Consider the following 14,946-nt stretch of genomic DNA (forward strand, 5'->3'; position numbering starts at 1 on the left):
TCAACTAACGTTTGTTACGTCGACTTGACCTTCGCTCAGAACCACCACCGGAACTGGTTGTGGAAGAAACTTGTGGTTTTGTTTTATTAGATTTCACTTCATTTCCAAACATATCCACTTCGGCTCTTTGTTCTTGCCCAATTTTTTTGTATTCTTTTGGAGAAGAGTCATCCTGTTTTTTATCAGAATCGGTAACTTCAATCTTAAGTAAAAACGAAACCACTTCGTTTTTCAGATTTTCCACCAACTGATCGAACATCTTAAAACCTTGTAATTTGTATTCGATGAGTGGATTTTTTTCACCATAACCAACAGTCCAAATCCCTTCTTTTAGGTGGTCCATTGCATAGAGGTGTTCTTTCCATCTATGGTCTAAAATATCTAAAAATACATTTCGTTCAATGGATCTCCAAATATCTTCTTCAATCGATGAAACTTTGAATTCATAAAGTTCTTTAACTAACTTAGAAACAACTTCAAAAACTTTTAGTTGTGGATTCGATTCTTTTTTGAAATCTTTAACTTCAATTGTATGATTGATTCCTAAACTTTGTAACCATTCATTGAGAGAATCAATTTCCCAAGCATCCACATTATTGCCTTCACAATACAAAATCACTTGGTTTTCGACAACTTCATCAAAGAAATCAACGATGGTTTTAGACATGTTTCCTTTGTCTAAAAGTTCGTTTCGAATGCCGTAGATATAAATTCTTTGGCGATTCATCACGTCGTCATACTCTAACAAATGTTTTCTGATGTCAAAGTTATGGCCTTCCACTCTTTTTTGTGCCCTGGCAATTGCATTGGAAACCATGCTGTGCTCCAACTCTTGTCCTTCAGGCATTTTCAAAGTGTCCATGATACGAGCAATGCGATCGGAACCAAAAATTCGCATCAAATCATCTTGCAGTGATAAATAGAATCTAGATGATCCTGGGTCACCTTGACGACCAGACCTTCCTCGTAACTGATTATCAATACGACGAGATTCATGACGTTCGGAACCAATGATATGGAGTCCACCCGCAGCAATTACAAAGTCATGGTCGACTTTCCATTTCTTTGCATCGCTTAATATTTTTTCGCACTCTTTTCTAATTGTTTCATTACGTACAAGTGTGATTTTCCCTTCGGCCTCATCAAACTTCTGTTTAATGAGACATTCTCGGAAACTATAAATAACTTCTAATTCTTCTTTGTTTTTGATGCCTAAAGAATCACATTTGTCATCCAATTTCTCTAAATCATCCTTGTACTTTGGCGCACCACCAAGCACAATATCTGTTCCCCTTCCCGCCATATTGGTTGCAATCGTGATGGCACCAGGTTTACCAGCATTGGCAACAATTTCAGATTCACGTTCGTGTTGTTTGGCGTTCAAAACATTGTGTTGAATTCCATGAGAAAATAAAAGTTTTGAAAGGACTTCTGACTTTTCAATAGAGATTGTTCCCACTAACACAGGTTGTTTGCGAGATACCTTTTCTTGAATGTCTTTGACAACAGCATCAAACTTCTCACGTTCTGTTTTATAAACACGGTCTGGCATGTCTTGGCGTTGGATCTTTAAATTGGAAGGAATCACAATCACATCTAAATTGTAGATTTTTTTGAATTCTTCCGCTTCCGTATCTGCTGTTCCCGTCATACCAGCGAGTTTTTTATAAATACGGAAATAGTTTTGGAAGGTAATGGAAGCCAAGGTTTGTGATTCACGAGCAATCGGAACCCCTTCTTTTGCTTCTAAGGATTGGTGTAATCCGTCAGAGTAACGTCTCCCTTTCATGAGACGTCCTGTAAACTCATCCACAATGATGACTTCCCCATCTTGCACTACATAATCTTTGTCTTTATAAAAGATTTTATGTGCTTTAAGCGCTTGTTGCACGTGGTGAACGAGTTCAATGTTCTCTGCATGGTATAAGTTTTCGACTTCTAATAATTTTTCGACGTGATGAACACCTGCTTCCGATAAAATCACATTTTTTGCTTTTTCATCAATTTCGAAATCTTCTCCTTCGATTAACTTAGGAATGATTTTATTTACCTTCAGGTATTTGTCTGTGGATTCTTCTGCAGGCCCAGAAATGATGAGTGGAGTTCTTGCTTCATCAATTAAAATGGAGTCCACCTCATCCACTATCGCAAAGTTATGTTGTCTTTGCACACGGTGTTCTTTGTAACTCACCATATTATCACGTAAATAATCAAAACCAAATTCGTTATTCGTTCCATAAGTGATGTCTGAGTTATAAGCTACTTTACGTTCTTCATGATCCATATCGTGTTGGATGACACCAACAGATACTTTCAAAAATTCAAAAACAGGCCGCATCCAATTCGCATCCCGTTTCGCCAAATAATCGTTAACAGTTACAACATGAACACCTTCGCCAGAAAGAGAATTGAGGTAAATAGGAAGAGTGGAAGTTAATGTTTTTCCTTCTCCTGTTTTCATCTCAGAAATATTCCCCCAATGTAAGGAAATCCCACCCATCATCTGCACATCAAAATGACGCATCCCTAACGTTCGATACGCGACTTCTCTTACAGTTGCAAATGCTTCTGGTAAAACATCATCGAGTGTTTCCCCTTTCGCCAATCTTTCTTTAAACCTCAGTGTTTGTGAGGAAAGAGTTTCATCATCCATGGCTTTGATTGTAACTTCAAATGAATTGATTGCTTCTACGATTGGATTAAGTCGTTTTAAGTCTCTTTCGTACTTACTACCGAATAATATGGTTAATATTTTTTGAAACATGTTTTGTCCGTTATAAATTTATAATATTGCGAAATATGATTTTTGCACTTTTTTCCATGGTTTGTTGTTTGGTTTCCAAATCAGAAAAATCGCCATTTCCTTTTGCGATAAATTCTTTGTGGACATTTTGCCAAACTTGTAACATCCCCAGAGTGGGCTCTAAATGTGTTTGGAAAGCGAAAACTTTATTTTTGTAAGAAAACATTTGGTTTGCATAAAACTCACTTGCAAGTAAGTGATCGGCACCAACAGGAATATCAAAAATGTCTTCATGTAAATGAAACGCCAATATAGATTCACCTTGAATTCCAGAAAAAACTGGATGTGCAGGTTTTAATATCTGAAGCTCTGAAAATCCAGTTTCAGGACCTTTGGTTCCTGGCCGAACATTAGCACCTAACGCACGTGCAATGATTTGGGAACCCAAACAAACTCCTATCAATTTTTTATTGGGAAGGGCGATTACATTTTCTACAATATCATAATAAGGTTTAAAAAATTCTTGTTTGTCGGGATCGGCTACTGATTGCGGACCACCTAACATAACAATTAAATCAAAATTCAAATGAATTTCTGGCATCAATTGCACACGGGAATCATATGCATTATGATAACTGATGCGATATCCTTTCTCTCTTAATAGAGGTTCTAAAATCCCTGGACCTTCACAATCAATGAATCTTATAAATACGGCTCTCATATTGATTCCATTCCAAATTGATAACGAAAGAAATTAAACTTCGGATCTTTTTCAATCGCCTCTTTTGTAGTGAGTTCCGAAATCGATCCTAAAAAATTATAATACAAACGAAGTGGTTTTGTTTCGAAGAGTAATGTTTCCGGAGTTCCCGTCACAAGCCCACCTTCTTTGACACGAAATGGCTTTTTCATAAACACAATCGGTACTTGGATGTTTCGATTTTTGATCTCAACATTCATTCTTTCTTTTGCTAATTGGTAAACCTGACCAAATGGAAGTTCGTCGGTAACATCGGGCACAATTTGGTAAGGATCCACGACCATATAAATCACTTTCTCTGGAAACTTTTTTTGGATTTCCGAATGAAGTAAGTTTAACGCGGGGATTTCTTTCCAACAAGGAACACAATCCGGCGAATACACATTTAAGGCAATGTGCTCCTTTGCAAGCGTAGCGAAGGAAATTTCTTCCCCTGAAATCGTAACACCAACAAAAGAGGTCTCTCCAAAATAGGAGGTTTTCGCTGGGGCGCAACTAATGAGACATAAACTAACAAATAAAATGAGGGAGGCTTTCATAAATCCCATAAATTGGACGATCCATCCCATGGTTTGGACTAGGAGAACGTCTGTAAAGCCCGTTTTCGAACTTTCCCTTGACATCTGACCCCCGTACCCCAATCTGGTCTAACATTCCACTCACTTCCCCAGGAATTTATAAAAAATGAGCCAATCACAGAAAGAAGACTTTGATATCGTATCCTTAATAGAACTTTGCCGGGAAAAAAAATACGAAACATGTGTGGCCGGTTTCAGTGCGATCGATAAAATCGATAAAATCACTCTTCCTAAAAAATTAAAAAACCGTAAACTCACGGTGCAAGCGCTTTATGCACTTACAAACGACCTAGTACAATGGAAATACCTCTCTTCTGAAGAAAAAGCACTTCTCCAAGCTGAAAAAGACAAACTTGCAGGAGTCACATCCACTGCAGGAGTTTCTTTTGCTCCTCATGCAGAAGAAGATATCGAAGAAGATTTCATCCCAGAAGAAGAAGCTAAGAAACCAGAATTTGAAGATGGTTACGAAGATGAGTTTGGTGATGATACAGAGGAAGAAGAGGAAGAGGACGACGACGATGATTTCGATGACGACTCTGACGATGAAGATTCTGATGAGGAAGAAGAGGATTAGAGGTTAGTCCCATTCCTCTATCTCCCCTTTTTCAAAACAACCTTCTCTATAACTTTCAAACTTCCGAAACATTTTATTTACACTCAAAAGTCTCCCCTGAAAAGGAGGCTTCTCGGTTTTTAAGCCAAATCAAAACTGATTCGATCCCGCTTATCTTGGGAGTTGGTGCTTTACATTCAGCTCGTGCCATTCTCGAAACCAAGGGAACTCATTCCATCATTTTGTTTTGGGAACCTTTGGCAGAAATTTATGAGTTACCAAGTTTCCAAGCGGAGATACGTGAGCTTATTACAAAAGGAAACGAGATCGGTTTGACCTTGATTTTTTTCACAGGTACCAATCCAGATTTTTCAAAACTAGGAAACGATCTTTTAGCGGCATCAAACGCAGAGAAACAAACAAACGTAAAGTGGACCTTGTATGAAACACCCAATTACGAACGATTGTTTCCTGAACTCGTAAAAACATGTAGGAATCATTTTGTTTCTCAGTTTCGTTCCCAAACCATTAACGAAACAACCATCGGACATTTTCGAAAAGTTTGGACCCATAATTACTTAAAAAACAAAACAAAACTCGAATCTAGAAAGGAAAAAGTACATTGGTTTCAATCTTTTTCCGCAAACCTTGCCAATGTTTTGTTTTTGGGAGCCAGTCCCAGTTTGGAATCCGATCTCGAGACCATTCAAACGAATCGCGAAGAATGGACCATCTTTGCCAGTGATAGCTCACTTGGATTTCTCCTAGCAAAAGGTTTGATACCCGACTATATTGTTTCCTTTGATTCTGGGCGTGGAACTTCTTATCATTTTTTAATGGATCTACCAAAAGACATTCCCATCATCACTTGGTTAGGTGGTGCAAGTGATCTTTTTGAACTTCCAAATCCTAAAATTCTGGTGAATACAGGCCATCCATTGGACCAAATTGTGGAACATATTTTCCAAACAGAAACAAACCAAAATTGGCCTCATTATCAAAACTCAAGTTTGAATTTACTCGGAATGGTTTTATCGATCACCGAGAACATCAAAAACCGTAATTTTTGGCTGAGTGGTGTTAGTTTTATTGCAGAACAAGGGAAATCACATTGTAAAGGGACGGGTTACGAAAGATATTATCTACCACAAATCCATCGCAAACAAAGTTTAGAATCTCTCACCAAACGACTGTATTCTGGTGTAAGGAAAGGAAAAAATCAAATTGTTTGGGAAGCTCTGAACTCCGAAAAAGAAAAACACAAAATACAATTCATTTCAGAATTAACACCATTCAATAAAATCATAAAGACAAAGGGCAACGGAACACTAAATTCGTTTCAGGGATTTCCCCCAAACATTTCGGATCTGGCAAAGTGGGCCAACCAAGACCAATCCGGTATCATTCATTCCAAAACTCTCAACACTTGGTTGCGGTTTTCACCAGGTTAAGCTCCGAACAAAACTGGGATTTCTTGTAAATTCCATTCAGCTCTTTCGCGGTTTGCTGGAATTGGGTTCACCATTTTTATTTTTTTGGTTTTTCCCTTAGGACGTTTTTCTAAATCCTCTAAAATTCTTTCTAAACGATCTTCCATCAACATGTGCAAATTGATTTGGTCTAACATATCCATCGTGTTTTCCTCCACTGATACAAACACGATACCATTTACCATGGACAAAATAGAATGATGCTTGGAAAAAAATATCTATTGCCTCCAAAAGAATTTAATTTAAAAGAGTGATACGGGAAAAGGCGTTTGTGAATTTTAAAGATATTATTTCTCAATTAGAAACATCCAAAGAATCTAGAATTAATTTTTATTTTGTCACAGAAGAACAAAATCAGGAGATATACGCATTACTTGTCCATGTAATGGGGTATATGGACAAGTTATATCTAGTAGAAGTCATCTTCACTGTCCTAAAAGAACTTCTCATGAACGCCAACAAGGCCAATGCCAAACGTGACTATTTCAATCGTGAAAACTTGGACATCCAAAACGAAAAAGATTATGCAAAGGGTATGTCTCGTTTCCAAGAAAATATCATCATGAAATGGAACGAACAATTAGACCGGTTAGACGGTGGAAATTACTACATCAGTTTACTGATGAAAGTAGATGGAAAGTCCATTCATTTTGCCGTGGAAAATAACGCTCCGATCACCAAAGAAGAACTAGCACGTGTCAACCGTCGGATCGAAGTGGCAAAAAATTACAACGATCTCTCCGATGCATTCACGGACGTTTCTGACAGCACAGAGTCCGCAGGTTTAGGACTTGTACTCATTCAACTCCTCCTAAAAAATTCAGGAATTGGATCTGATAAATTTAAAATCTTTACAAATGATAAGATAACACGCGCTACACTGACTGTTCCGGAAGTCACCACACCAGTTGAAATCCAAACAGGTCTCAAAACGAAATTACTCAATGAAATTGATGGATTACCACCTCTTCCTCATTCATTAACCAAAATCATTCAACTTTGTAATAATCCAGATTCCGACCTTCATATGATTTCACAGGAAATCGAACGTAATCCTGCGCTTTCTGCGGACTTACTCAAACTTTCCAATTCTGCATTTTTTGCAAACCGAAGCCAAGTGAGTTCTATCCTCCAAGCTGTCAAAGTAGTTGGACTCAAAAACTTACGAAACCTTCTCTATGTATCGGGTGTTCGTAAAATTATGGATGGCCAATACGGCAAAATGATGGATGTTTGGGAACATTCTAGTCGTTGCAGTTACTACGCTCGTTACCTCGCTACAGAAAACAATCATACTAATAAAATCGCAGACATCATTGCCGTCTGTGCTTTGTTACACGATATAGGAAAATTTTTACTATTATCTGTGGATAGAGGATTTTTCAAAAAAATTGAAACCTACCAACGAGGAGCAGATTCTGGGAACTCCACTCTTCTCGAAGAGATGGCCATTGGTCTCAGCCATCCACAACTTGGTGCCTTACTCGCAGAAAAATGGGAATTTCCATTAGACCTTCGTGTTGCTATCGAATACCACCACAAACCATTTTTAGCACCACCAGAACTTCGCGATTTGGTAGAAGTGATTTATATGGCCAATATGATGGCAGACTTCCATGAACAGAAAAAAGGGTTTTATGCGATCGACAAAAACCTTTTAGCAAAATTTAATTTAGACAATATCGATGTATTCTCTGCGGCTGTGAATAAGGTAGAGGTATTGTACAAAAAAACAAATGAGTGAAGTGCTTCGGTTTGATTCTGTTTCCTTTATTCGAAATGAAAAAACCATTTTAGAAGACATCAACTTTTCTCTAAACCAAGGAGAATCCTTGGCCATCGTGGGACGTAACGGTGCAGGGAAAACTACTCTCATCAATCTATTGTTTGGTTATCTTTGGCCAACGAGCGGTTTCGTTTCTGCATTTGGGGAAACCTTTGGAGAAACACCGATGGCTCCTTTACAAAACCAAATGGGAATCGTTCAACCTGGGCACCAAGAAACACTTTTACAAAGACTCAACTGTTTTGAAATGGTGATCACAGGAGTGATTGGTACACTGGGACTATACAAAGAACCAACACCCAATCAAACTAAATTGGCTAATCAATTATTAGAATCCATCGGACTCTTACACAAAAAAGACCAACTCTACCAAACTCTTTCTTCTGGTGAAAAGATGAAGGTTTTGTTATTACGTGCGTTTGGTGAGGGAAAACAATTATTAATTTTAGATGAACCAACGGCAGCACTGGATCTAACGGCCAGGGTTGATTTTGGAAATTCCCTTCATTCTTTAAAAAAGAAAAATCCAGACCTCACTCGAATTCTCATCACACACCGCATTGAAGAAATTCCAGAAGATTTTCAGAAAGTTCTTTTATTAAAGGAAGGAAAGGTTTTAGCATTTGGAGAGAAACAATTTGTTTTTTCCGATTCCAATCTTTCCGAACTCTATGATTTGAACCTAGCGGTAAGCGAAAAAAAAGGACAGTATCATATCACTGTCCTTTCTTAATCGAGAGGTGTTTCCACCTTTCTTCTGTTGATTCTTAAAGAAACCCATTGAAGTCATCCGTTTCTGTAGATTTCTACTATGAGTTTGAGGTTTCACAAATTCCTCTCTTCACAAGAGGAATTTGAGATCGAAGTTTCTAATTTACTGATACATGGATCGTTCGATAAAGTTGCTCGCTTTACAACTTCCTACACCCACGTCCGTGATGGATTTGTCTTGTGCGATACAGAATAGTTTCCACCAACGATTGGAATGGTTTGGTGCAATGGAGTAGTTTCTCACTTCCCCCACATTTCCTTTGAACACACGAACGGTGGCTCCAGACACACCCATATTCGCTTCCCCAGACCAGTTATAGACACTGTAATAACGATTAGGTTGGTTCCAAATGGATCCTTGGACAGTGATGGTTTCTGGACCATATCCAGTTGTGATGTCATAATCCAAACTTCCATTTCCGACACCTAGCGGAGCTCGTCTGTTCCAAACGATGCGATCATTTGCTCCAGTTCCGTATTGTATATGGGAATCTAAGTCACGAGGTTTGGCACCCCAAGTGAGAACCACACGCATTTCGTTTTCTCCGAGAATTGGAGTGACTAGGATGTTTTGGTTGGCTGGCGTTTCGGAACCAGCGGAAACCACAGTTCTGTAAGTTGTCGAATAGTCCTCTTGCACGGAAGTACAGTTTCCACGTTTTCCTGCACCAGTTACTTCTAATGTATAGTTTCCTGGTGGAACCGATGGGATGGCATAAGATCCATCTGTAGATGTTTTGACAGAAGGAATGGTCACACCATTTCCATCAATCGCATAAGGACCAGACTTCACATTCACACCTGGTCGAATGCGAGCCGTTAGGTTACAAACTCCCGTGTTGTATAAAGCAGAAAGTGCTCTACCAGAAATGGTACCACTTGTTTGGCTACCTGGAACAAAGGTGATGATGTCAAAGTTTGTGGTTACGTCCGCTTGGATGTCCACAATTCCTTCTACGGTTTGGTAACCTGCGGATACAAATCGAATTTTCCAACGTCCTGCGTTGATATTGAAGATTGTGTATTGGCTTGCATTGGAGAAAGCAGTCGATCCAGTCGCAATGGATGCTGGTTGGACACCTGCTGTTGGACGCGCTGTTCCACCATTTGGATCTACGATCTCAAGGGAATAGGTTCCAAGGAAAGCAAATCCCCCAGGAGTTCGAACAGAACCAGAAAGATGGCCACGACCGTCGTTTGTGATCACAGGAGTGTTCACCACAACAGTTCCACCACCCGTTCCCACTTCCACAGGGAAGTAAGTAGTGATACCATTTTTTTCCACACGGAGGTGGTAAGAACCAGGAGAAAGGAAAGGAAAACTATAACTTCCGTTTGCTTGTGATGTCACAGAACCAACCACTTGGTCACTGCCAGTCGTTCTTGTGGATGGAACCGAACAAGTTGGTGCATCAAAGCCACCAGAACAGTCACGCCTAACATCAGGAGTGAAGTTTCCACCCACTAACCGACCAAGTGTGATGGTTGCCCCACTCACAACAGAAGTGGAAACTGCATCTGTGACAACCCCAGTCACAGTTGCTCTTGCGCTATGTAACACAAGTCCATTCAATTGGAAAAGAGCAGGTGTCGATGCATACAGATTTGTGGCAACAGTAGATGTGTCGACTCGAAGGCTATTCGTTGCCAAGTAACTCGATTGGTAAGAAGGTGCAACGCGGTCCACAACGATGATTTGGTAAGAACTTTGACGGAAATTGTATTCTGTTCCGTTTGTGATATCTACCGAAGCTGTGTTGTCATTTGCACGTGCTACACTTGGTGTATTGGCAAGAGTGGTCGCAAGACCTGTTCCCATTTGGCTAAGGGCATACTTCACTCTTCCCTCATCATCATTGGTAAATTGTGGCGGTAATACTTGTGGGAGAGTGACCACATAGGAGTTCCCACCGAAACTGAATTGGCCAGAACTGGTTGTCGTGATATGAACGAGGGAAGCTCCCGATTCGTTTGTATTCCCCAACATCACCACAACTAATCCAGATTGAGTCGTATGAATTGAATTTGCAGAAGGCGCTGTGTCACGAACAGAAATGGAACCCGCAATTTGGGAACGGGTTGCAATTGATGTCATCGCAATCGTTCCTGCGTTATATGTTGTTCCATTCAAACTCACTTGTAATGGATTTGAAGAGCAAGGAGCGGCATTGTTTCCACAATAGTTTTCAAAACCAGGTGCGGAAATGTAGTAAGCCCAAAGTCCACTAGCACCAAGGAAGGAAACTTCTTTGGTCGTTGGATTTACTTCATATAATTTGTTTGCGTAGGTTTGGTAAGCCCATGGACCACTTCCTTGGACAGACACCAAACAAGAAGCAGTTGGGTTTACCGCACAAGAACAGATTTGCCCTGTTGGATTTAAGGCACAATTGGTTCCTGCCACCGCACTTAAGGATTCTAAAATCCAAAGTTTGATCGCATTTCCTAAAATCGGATCTTCTTTCAGATACACAATGTTCGAAGGAGCTTGGTTGGCAGAAGGACGAACGTTAATCACTGCACCGGCAATGTGTTCGTTGTTTGCATCTTTTACATACCCAAGAACCATGGAAGGTTTTGCCACAATGAGGATCGGATCAATGAGAGAAACAGACTTCACACCACCGTTCGGAGCTGCGGTAAATAAAAAGGATTGAGTGACAGTGTAAAAAGAAGGATTAGAAACTTCTAAGTAATACACACCGTTTGTAAGTTCAAATCCTTCTAAGGAAAAATTCCCATTCCCAGTGATTTGTATGGTTTGTAAGACGGCACCTTGTTCGTTCTTCAATTTGATTGTAAAAACAGAAGTTTGATCGTTTGCGAGAGCTCCATTACGGATCACACCAGAAAGGAGAAGGTCACTTTCCGTTGCTGCCATCCATGGAAGCGATGTTTCGCCTAAGTCCACAACCGCAACTGTATTTGGGTTTGTGCCAGGGAAAGTGATGTGTACCGATTCTTGGTTTGTGGCAAACGGTTGGCCAGATACATTCACTGAATCTCCAACATATACAACCGTATAATTCCCGTTAGGAAGAGGATTGATCGAAATCTCATATTGACCATTGGAGTCGGTGACACCGGTTCCTACAGTGTTTCCATTGGAATCCACAATGTTGACGATAATTCCAGCAACAGGGCCTTGCGGAACATTGACTCCATCACCCACGAAACCCGGGCTTGTCACAACTCCTGTGAATTGTGTTGGTCCTTGTGAATAATACATTCTTTCCGCAAGCAAATTGCCAACGTTTACTAGAGTGTAAGGCGATTGTGTAGGGTCGTACACATAAGAAAAGTCTTGGTAGGTGTAATTTAATCCAAAACCAGTGTTAATGAGAACACGGTAATTGTTATTTGGTAAATCAGATAAATCAAATTGGAAACTTCCATTGGCTTCTGCGAATTTAGAAGCAACAAGTGTGTAAACATCACCATTGGCAACTTCGATTCGAACAGAAATTAAAGTGAGGTCAACACAAGTAGGTGCTGAAGGAGCACCTGGATTTCCACAAATCACATTGGCAGGAACACCAGAGACAACGGGAACGATAGAACCAATGACCCGAGCTGGCCCGTGGTTTGGTACTTCTTGTTCGGATTGGTTTCCAGGAATTTCGTCTGGATCGGTAACACCGATGGAACCTCCGGGAGGAGGAAGGGGAACACCGTTGGAATCGGGTGGATTTTGGTTTTGGTCACGGTTGTCAGAAACGGCACCGCCAGTCCCTAATAAAAACCAGAATGGCATGGATTTCTTCTTGCGGGAACAACCCACAAATACCACGGAAATGAGTACGAGAATGGTGAACATCCCTCGAACGCGCATAGACTTACCCTCTAATCAAATTCGCTTTGTGGCTTTACGCCACTTCCTTTCAAATCACTTCGGGAAATACCTAACGACTTCCGAAGTGTACCAGTTGTAGTTTGTTTTCGTACACAATGCAAATCTTTTTTAGGGGTATCGGCAAAAAATTTCCTTTTTTATACCATTTGAGGGAAAAATAGACACGAAAACGAATTTGGATTGCCCATTCCCTTCCCCCACAAAGCCTACTCTTAGCGAAATATGTGGGATTTTTGGCTTTCGGTTGGCGGGTGGAAATTGCTCATGATTCCCTTTACCTATGGGTTTGTGGGTTGGGTGACCAATTGGTTGGCCCTCAAAATGACGTTTTATCCCATCCACTTTATCGGAATCCCTCCCTACTTGGGTTGGCAGGGCATCATCCCGAGAAAAGCGCATAAAATGGCCAGTAAGTCTGTGGATGTGATCACAGAGCGCCTTCTCAATATCAAAGAAGTGTTTTTAAAAGTAGATCCCAAAAAAGCAGAAACAGTTTTTTTACCCGCCCTTGACTCTAGCATCCGTTATACGATAAAAGAATTTTCGGATAGTTTAGATCCAAAACTTTGGGAAATCATCCCTGATCTGGTAAAAGAAGAAATTTATCATAAAGTAAAAAGAGAAAGTGGAATCACCATTCGGAAAGTCATCAGAAAACTCCAAGCGGATATTGATTCTTTGTTTGATGTAAAGGCACTTGTCTTAAAAAAACTTTCTGGCAGTAACGTAAGTTTGGTGGTTGAATTATTCCAAGAAGTAGGTGCTCCTGAATTTCGTTTTATTGAAAGGTCTGGATTTTATTTTGGATTTTTACTCGGTCTTGTCCAAATGGTGTTTATGGTTTTTTATCCAATGGTTTGGACTCTTCCCATCCAAGGGGTGATTGTAGGATATCTTACCAATTATTTAGCCTTAGAGATGATCTTTCGCCCCTTAGTACCTAAAAAAATTTTAGGACTTTGGACGTACCAAGGATTATTTCTAAAACGCCAAAATGAAGTTTCCAGATTGTATGCAAAACTTGTGAGTGAAAAAATCCTAACTCCCAAAAACATTTTATCGGAACTGATCTTTGGGAAAGCTTCTAAAGAAATCATTGAAATCATTCGCAAAGAAGTGAGTAGCCACGTGGACACAGTGACCTTTCTTGCAAAACCCGCTTTATATGCGACGGGGAAAATAAATGAATTTGATGCTGCAAAAGAAAGGATTGCCATCGCCATGGCTGACAATGCGATTGAAAATGCATTTCATCTGGAAACGTATTTAGGGGAATCTTTGCAAATTGAAACCATGATGGGAGATCGGATGTCGGCTCTTCCTCCCAAAGAATTTGAATCGATTTTACGATCCGCATTTCAAGAGGACGAAATGTTACTCATCCTTGTGGGAGCGGCTCTTGGAGCATTGGTAGGTTGGTTTCAAATGGTATTTATCGTATGACAAAAACAATTCTTATCACTGGCGGGAGTGGAGTTTTAGGAAAGGAATTGATTTTCCATTTGATTCCTGATTTTAAAATCATTGCCATAGGATCCAACCATTCTCATTTTCCTGAGACTATTCGCCATCATAAACATTTTACGTTTTATGAAAGAGATTTAGCCAAAATCAAAACAACCGAAGACTTTGGGATCTCCGAACCAATCCATTTAGTTCTACACTTAGCAGCTGTTGTGTCTGGTGCCAAAGTAAACGAAGAAACATACTACCAAATCAATGTGAATTCGACAAAACTTTTGGTCGAATTTGCGATAGAAAAGAAAATCCCACACCTAGGTTTTGTGAGTAGTATCTCTGTGTATGGTTCAAAAGAAATGAATTTAACATTGCAAAGTGAACGAAATGGCAAAACCATTTATGCCAAAACCAAATCTTTAGCAGAAGATTTTGTGTTCCAAGCAAATGCTTCCTATTCTGTGATCCGACTGGCAAGTATCTATGGGAAAGGAACCAAAAGTTTTATCTCCAAACTAAAGTCACTCCTCATACGAGGGGTCTATCCCAAAATCCCACCTACTCGTAAAAAATCCATCTTACATATCCAAGATGCAACAGAAGCTTTGGTTTCTTGGACCAAACAATGTTTAGATGGAAAAAAACCAGAACCATTGTATGTCTTTTCCCACCCGGAAGCTGTGACCATCCAAGAGGTAATTGATACGTTTCGCAGTTTACAAATTACAAAAACATACCAGATTCCCATCCCAGTATCTGGAATTTGGTCCAAAATTCTCGAAACGATGTTTCGTTTTTTGAGTTGGGTACGAAAAAAACCATTCCATGGTTCCCCCCTGCAACCACTTCTCGAATCCGTTGCCATTTATGACCAAGGTTCTTGGGAAAAGATTGGGTATTTTCCAAAATCAGATTTACGAAAAGGATTACTCGACTATCAATAATGGCACA

11 protein-coding genes are annotated in these 14,946 nt (G+C 39.9%); 6 read left to right on the plus strand and 5 right to left on the minus strand.

What is annotated here, in order from left to right; translation table 11 throughout:
* Nucleotides 1–4: 4 nt before the first annotated feature.
* Genes secA through EHQ59_RS10345 form a run of 3 tightly spaced genes read right to left on the minus strand, consistent with a single transcriptional unit; the run spans nt 5 to nt 4,072 of the window.
* Nucleotides 5–2,764 (minus strand): preprotein translocase subunit SecA, encoded by a 2,760-nt coding sequence (gene secA, locus EHQ59_RS10335; protein ID WP_135619582.1) that lies wholly within the window; start codon nt 2,762–2,764, stop codon nt 5–7.
* Nucleotides 2,765–2,774: 10 nt separating this feature from the next.
* The gene (locus EHQ59_RS10340) at nt 2,775–3,464 is read right to left on the minus strand and encodes a type 1 glutamine amidotransferase (RefSeq protein ID WP_135619583.1); all 690 of its coding nucleotides are present in this window, start codon (nt 3,462–3,464) and stop codon (nt 2,775–2,777) included.
* Complete coding sequence (locus EHQ59_RS10345; RefSeq protein WP_244245487.1) at nt 3,461–4,072, minus strand: TlpA family protein disulfide reductase; 612 nt, start codon at nt 4,070–4,072, stop codon at nt 3,461–3,463. The genes EHQ59_RS10340 and EHQ59_RS10345 overlap by 4 nt, the downstream gene beginning before the upstream one ends.
* 115 nt (nt 4,073–4,187) lie before the next feature.
* Here EHQ59_RS10345 and EHQ59_RS10350 point away from each other — a divergent pair, with 115 nt between their 5' ends.
* Both EHQ59_RS10350 and EHQ59_RS10355 read left to right on the plus strand, forming a co-directional pair.
* Entirely contained in the window at nt 4,188–4,658 is a 471-nt protein-coding gene (locus tag EHQ59_RS10350; protein ID WP_135619584.1) for a DNA primase, read from the plus strand.
* A 155-nt stretch (nt 4,659–4,813) separates the two neighbouring features.
* Nucleotides 4,814–6,088, plus strand: coding sequence for a 6-hydroxymethylpterin diphosphokinase MptE-like protein (locus EHQ59_RS10355; protein WP_135619585.1), 1,275 nt, complete (start codon nt 4,814–4,816; stop codon nt 6,086–6,088).
* Here the strand turns inward: EHQ59_RS10355 and EHQ59_RS10360 are convergent.
* Nucleotides 6,085–6,312 (minus strand): hypothetical protein, encoded by a 228-nt coding sequence (locus tag EHQ59_RS10360; RefSeq protein WP_244245488.1) that lies wholly within the window; start codon nt 6,310–6,312, stop codon nt 6,085–6,087. The two genes, EHQ59_RS10355 and EHQ59_RS10360, sit on opposite strands and share 4 nt — an antisense overlap.
* Before the next feature lie 86 nt (nt 6,313–6,398).
* On the opposite strand from EHQ59_RS10360, the gene EHQ59_RS10365 reads away from it, so the two are divergent.
* Together EHQ59_RS10365 and EHQ59_RS10370 are read left to right on the plus strand one after the other, a co-directional pair.
* Nucleotides 6,399–7,871 carry an HDOD domain-containing protein gene (locus tag EHQ59_RS10365; protein WP_135619586.1) on the plus strand — a complete coding sequence of 491 codons (1,473 nt, stop codon included), beginning with the start codon at nt 6,399–6,401 and terminating at the stop codon, nt 7,869–7,871.
* Nucleotides 7,864–8,646 carry an ABC transporter ATP-binding protein gene (locus tag EHQ59_RS10370; RefSeq protein WP_135619587.1) on the plus strand — a complete coding sequence of 261 codons (783 nt, stop codon included), beginning with the start codon at nt 7,864–7,866 and terminating at the stop codon, nt 8,644–8,646. Before EHQ59_RS10365 ends, EHQ59_RS10370 begins: the two co-directional genes overlap by 8 nt.
* 141 nt (nt 8,647–8,787) lie before the next feature.
* Here the strand turns inward: EHQ59_RS10370 and EHQ59_RS10375 are convergent, their stop codons facing one another.
* Nucleotides 8,788–12,516 (minus strand): Cna protein B-type domain protein, encoded by a 3,729-nt coding sequence (locus tag EHQ59_RS10375; RefSeq protein WP_135619588.1) that lies wholly within the window; start codon nt 12,514–12,516, stop codon nt 8,788–8,790.
* A 285-nt stretch (nt 12,517–12,801) separates the two neighbouring features.
* Between EHQ59_RS10375 and EHQ59_RS10380 the strand changes: the two genes are divergently transcribed.
* Nucleotides 12,802–13,980, plus strand: a complete 1,179-nt coding sequence (locus EHQ59_RS10380; protein WP_135619589.1) for a DUF445 domain-containing protein — start codon at nt 12,802–12,804, stop codon at nt 13,978–13,980.
* Nucleotides 13,977–14,939 (plus strand): NAD-dependent epimerase/dehydratase family protein, encoded by a 963-nt coding sequence (locus EHQ59_RS10385; protein ID WP_135619590.1) that lies wholly within the window; start codon nt 13,977–13,979, stop codon nt 14,937–14,939. The genes EHQ59_RS10380 and EHQ59_RS10385 overlap by 4 nt, the downstream gene beginning before the upstream one ends.
* Nucleotides 14,940–14,946: the final 7 nt, after the last annotated feature.

This window comes from Leptospira kemamanensis (genome assembly GCF_004769665.1).
Classification (GTDB): Bacteria; Spirochaetota; Leptospiria; order Leptospirales; family Leptospiraceae; genus Leptospira_A; species Leptospira_A kemamanensis.

Coding starts and splice junctions, on each gene's coding strand:
- EHQ59_RS10360 (WP_244245488.1), bottom strand. CDS start 6,312: ATGGTAAATGGTATCGTGTTTGTATCAGTGGAGGAAAACACGATGGAT.
- EHQ59_RS10340 (WP_135619583.1), bottom strand. CDS start 3,464: ATGAGAGCCGTATTTATAAGATTCATTGATTGTGAAGGTCCAGGGATT.
- EHQ59_RS10370 (WP_135619587.1), top strand. CDS start 7,864: ATGAGTGAAGTGCTTCGGTTTGATTCTGTTTCCTTTATTCGAAATGAA.
- EHQ59_RS10375 (WP_135619588.1), bottom strand. CDS start 12,516: ATGCGCGTTCGAGGGATGTTCACCATTCTCGTACTCATTTCCGTGGTA.
- EHQ59_RS10380 (WP_135619589.1), top strand. CDS start 12,802: ATGATTCCCTTTACCTATGGGTTTGTGGGTTGGGTGACCAATTGGTTG.
- EHQ59_RS10350 (WP_135619584.1), top strand. CDS start 4,188: ATGAGCCAATCACAGAAAGAAGACTTTGATATCGTATCCTTAATAGAA.
- EHQ59_RS10345 (WP_244245487.1), bottom strand. CDS start 4,072: ATGGGATGGATCGTCCAATTTATGGGATTTATGAAAGCCTCCCTCATT.
- EHQ59_RS10385 (WP_135619590.1), top strand. CDS start 13,977: ATGACAAAAACAATTCTTATCACTGGCGGGAGTGGAGTTTTAGGAAAG.
- secA (WP_135619582.1), bottom strand. CDS start 2,764: ATGTTTCAAAAAATATTAACCATATTATTCGGTAGTAAGTACGAAAGA.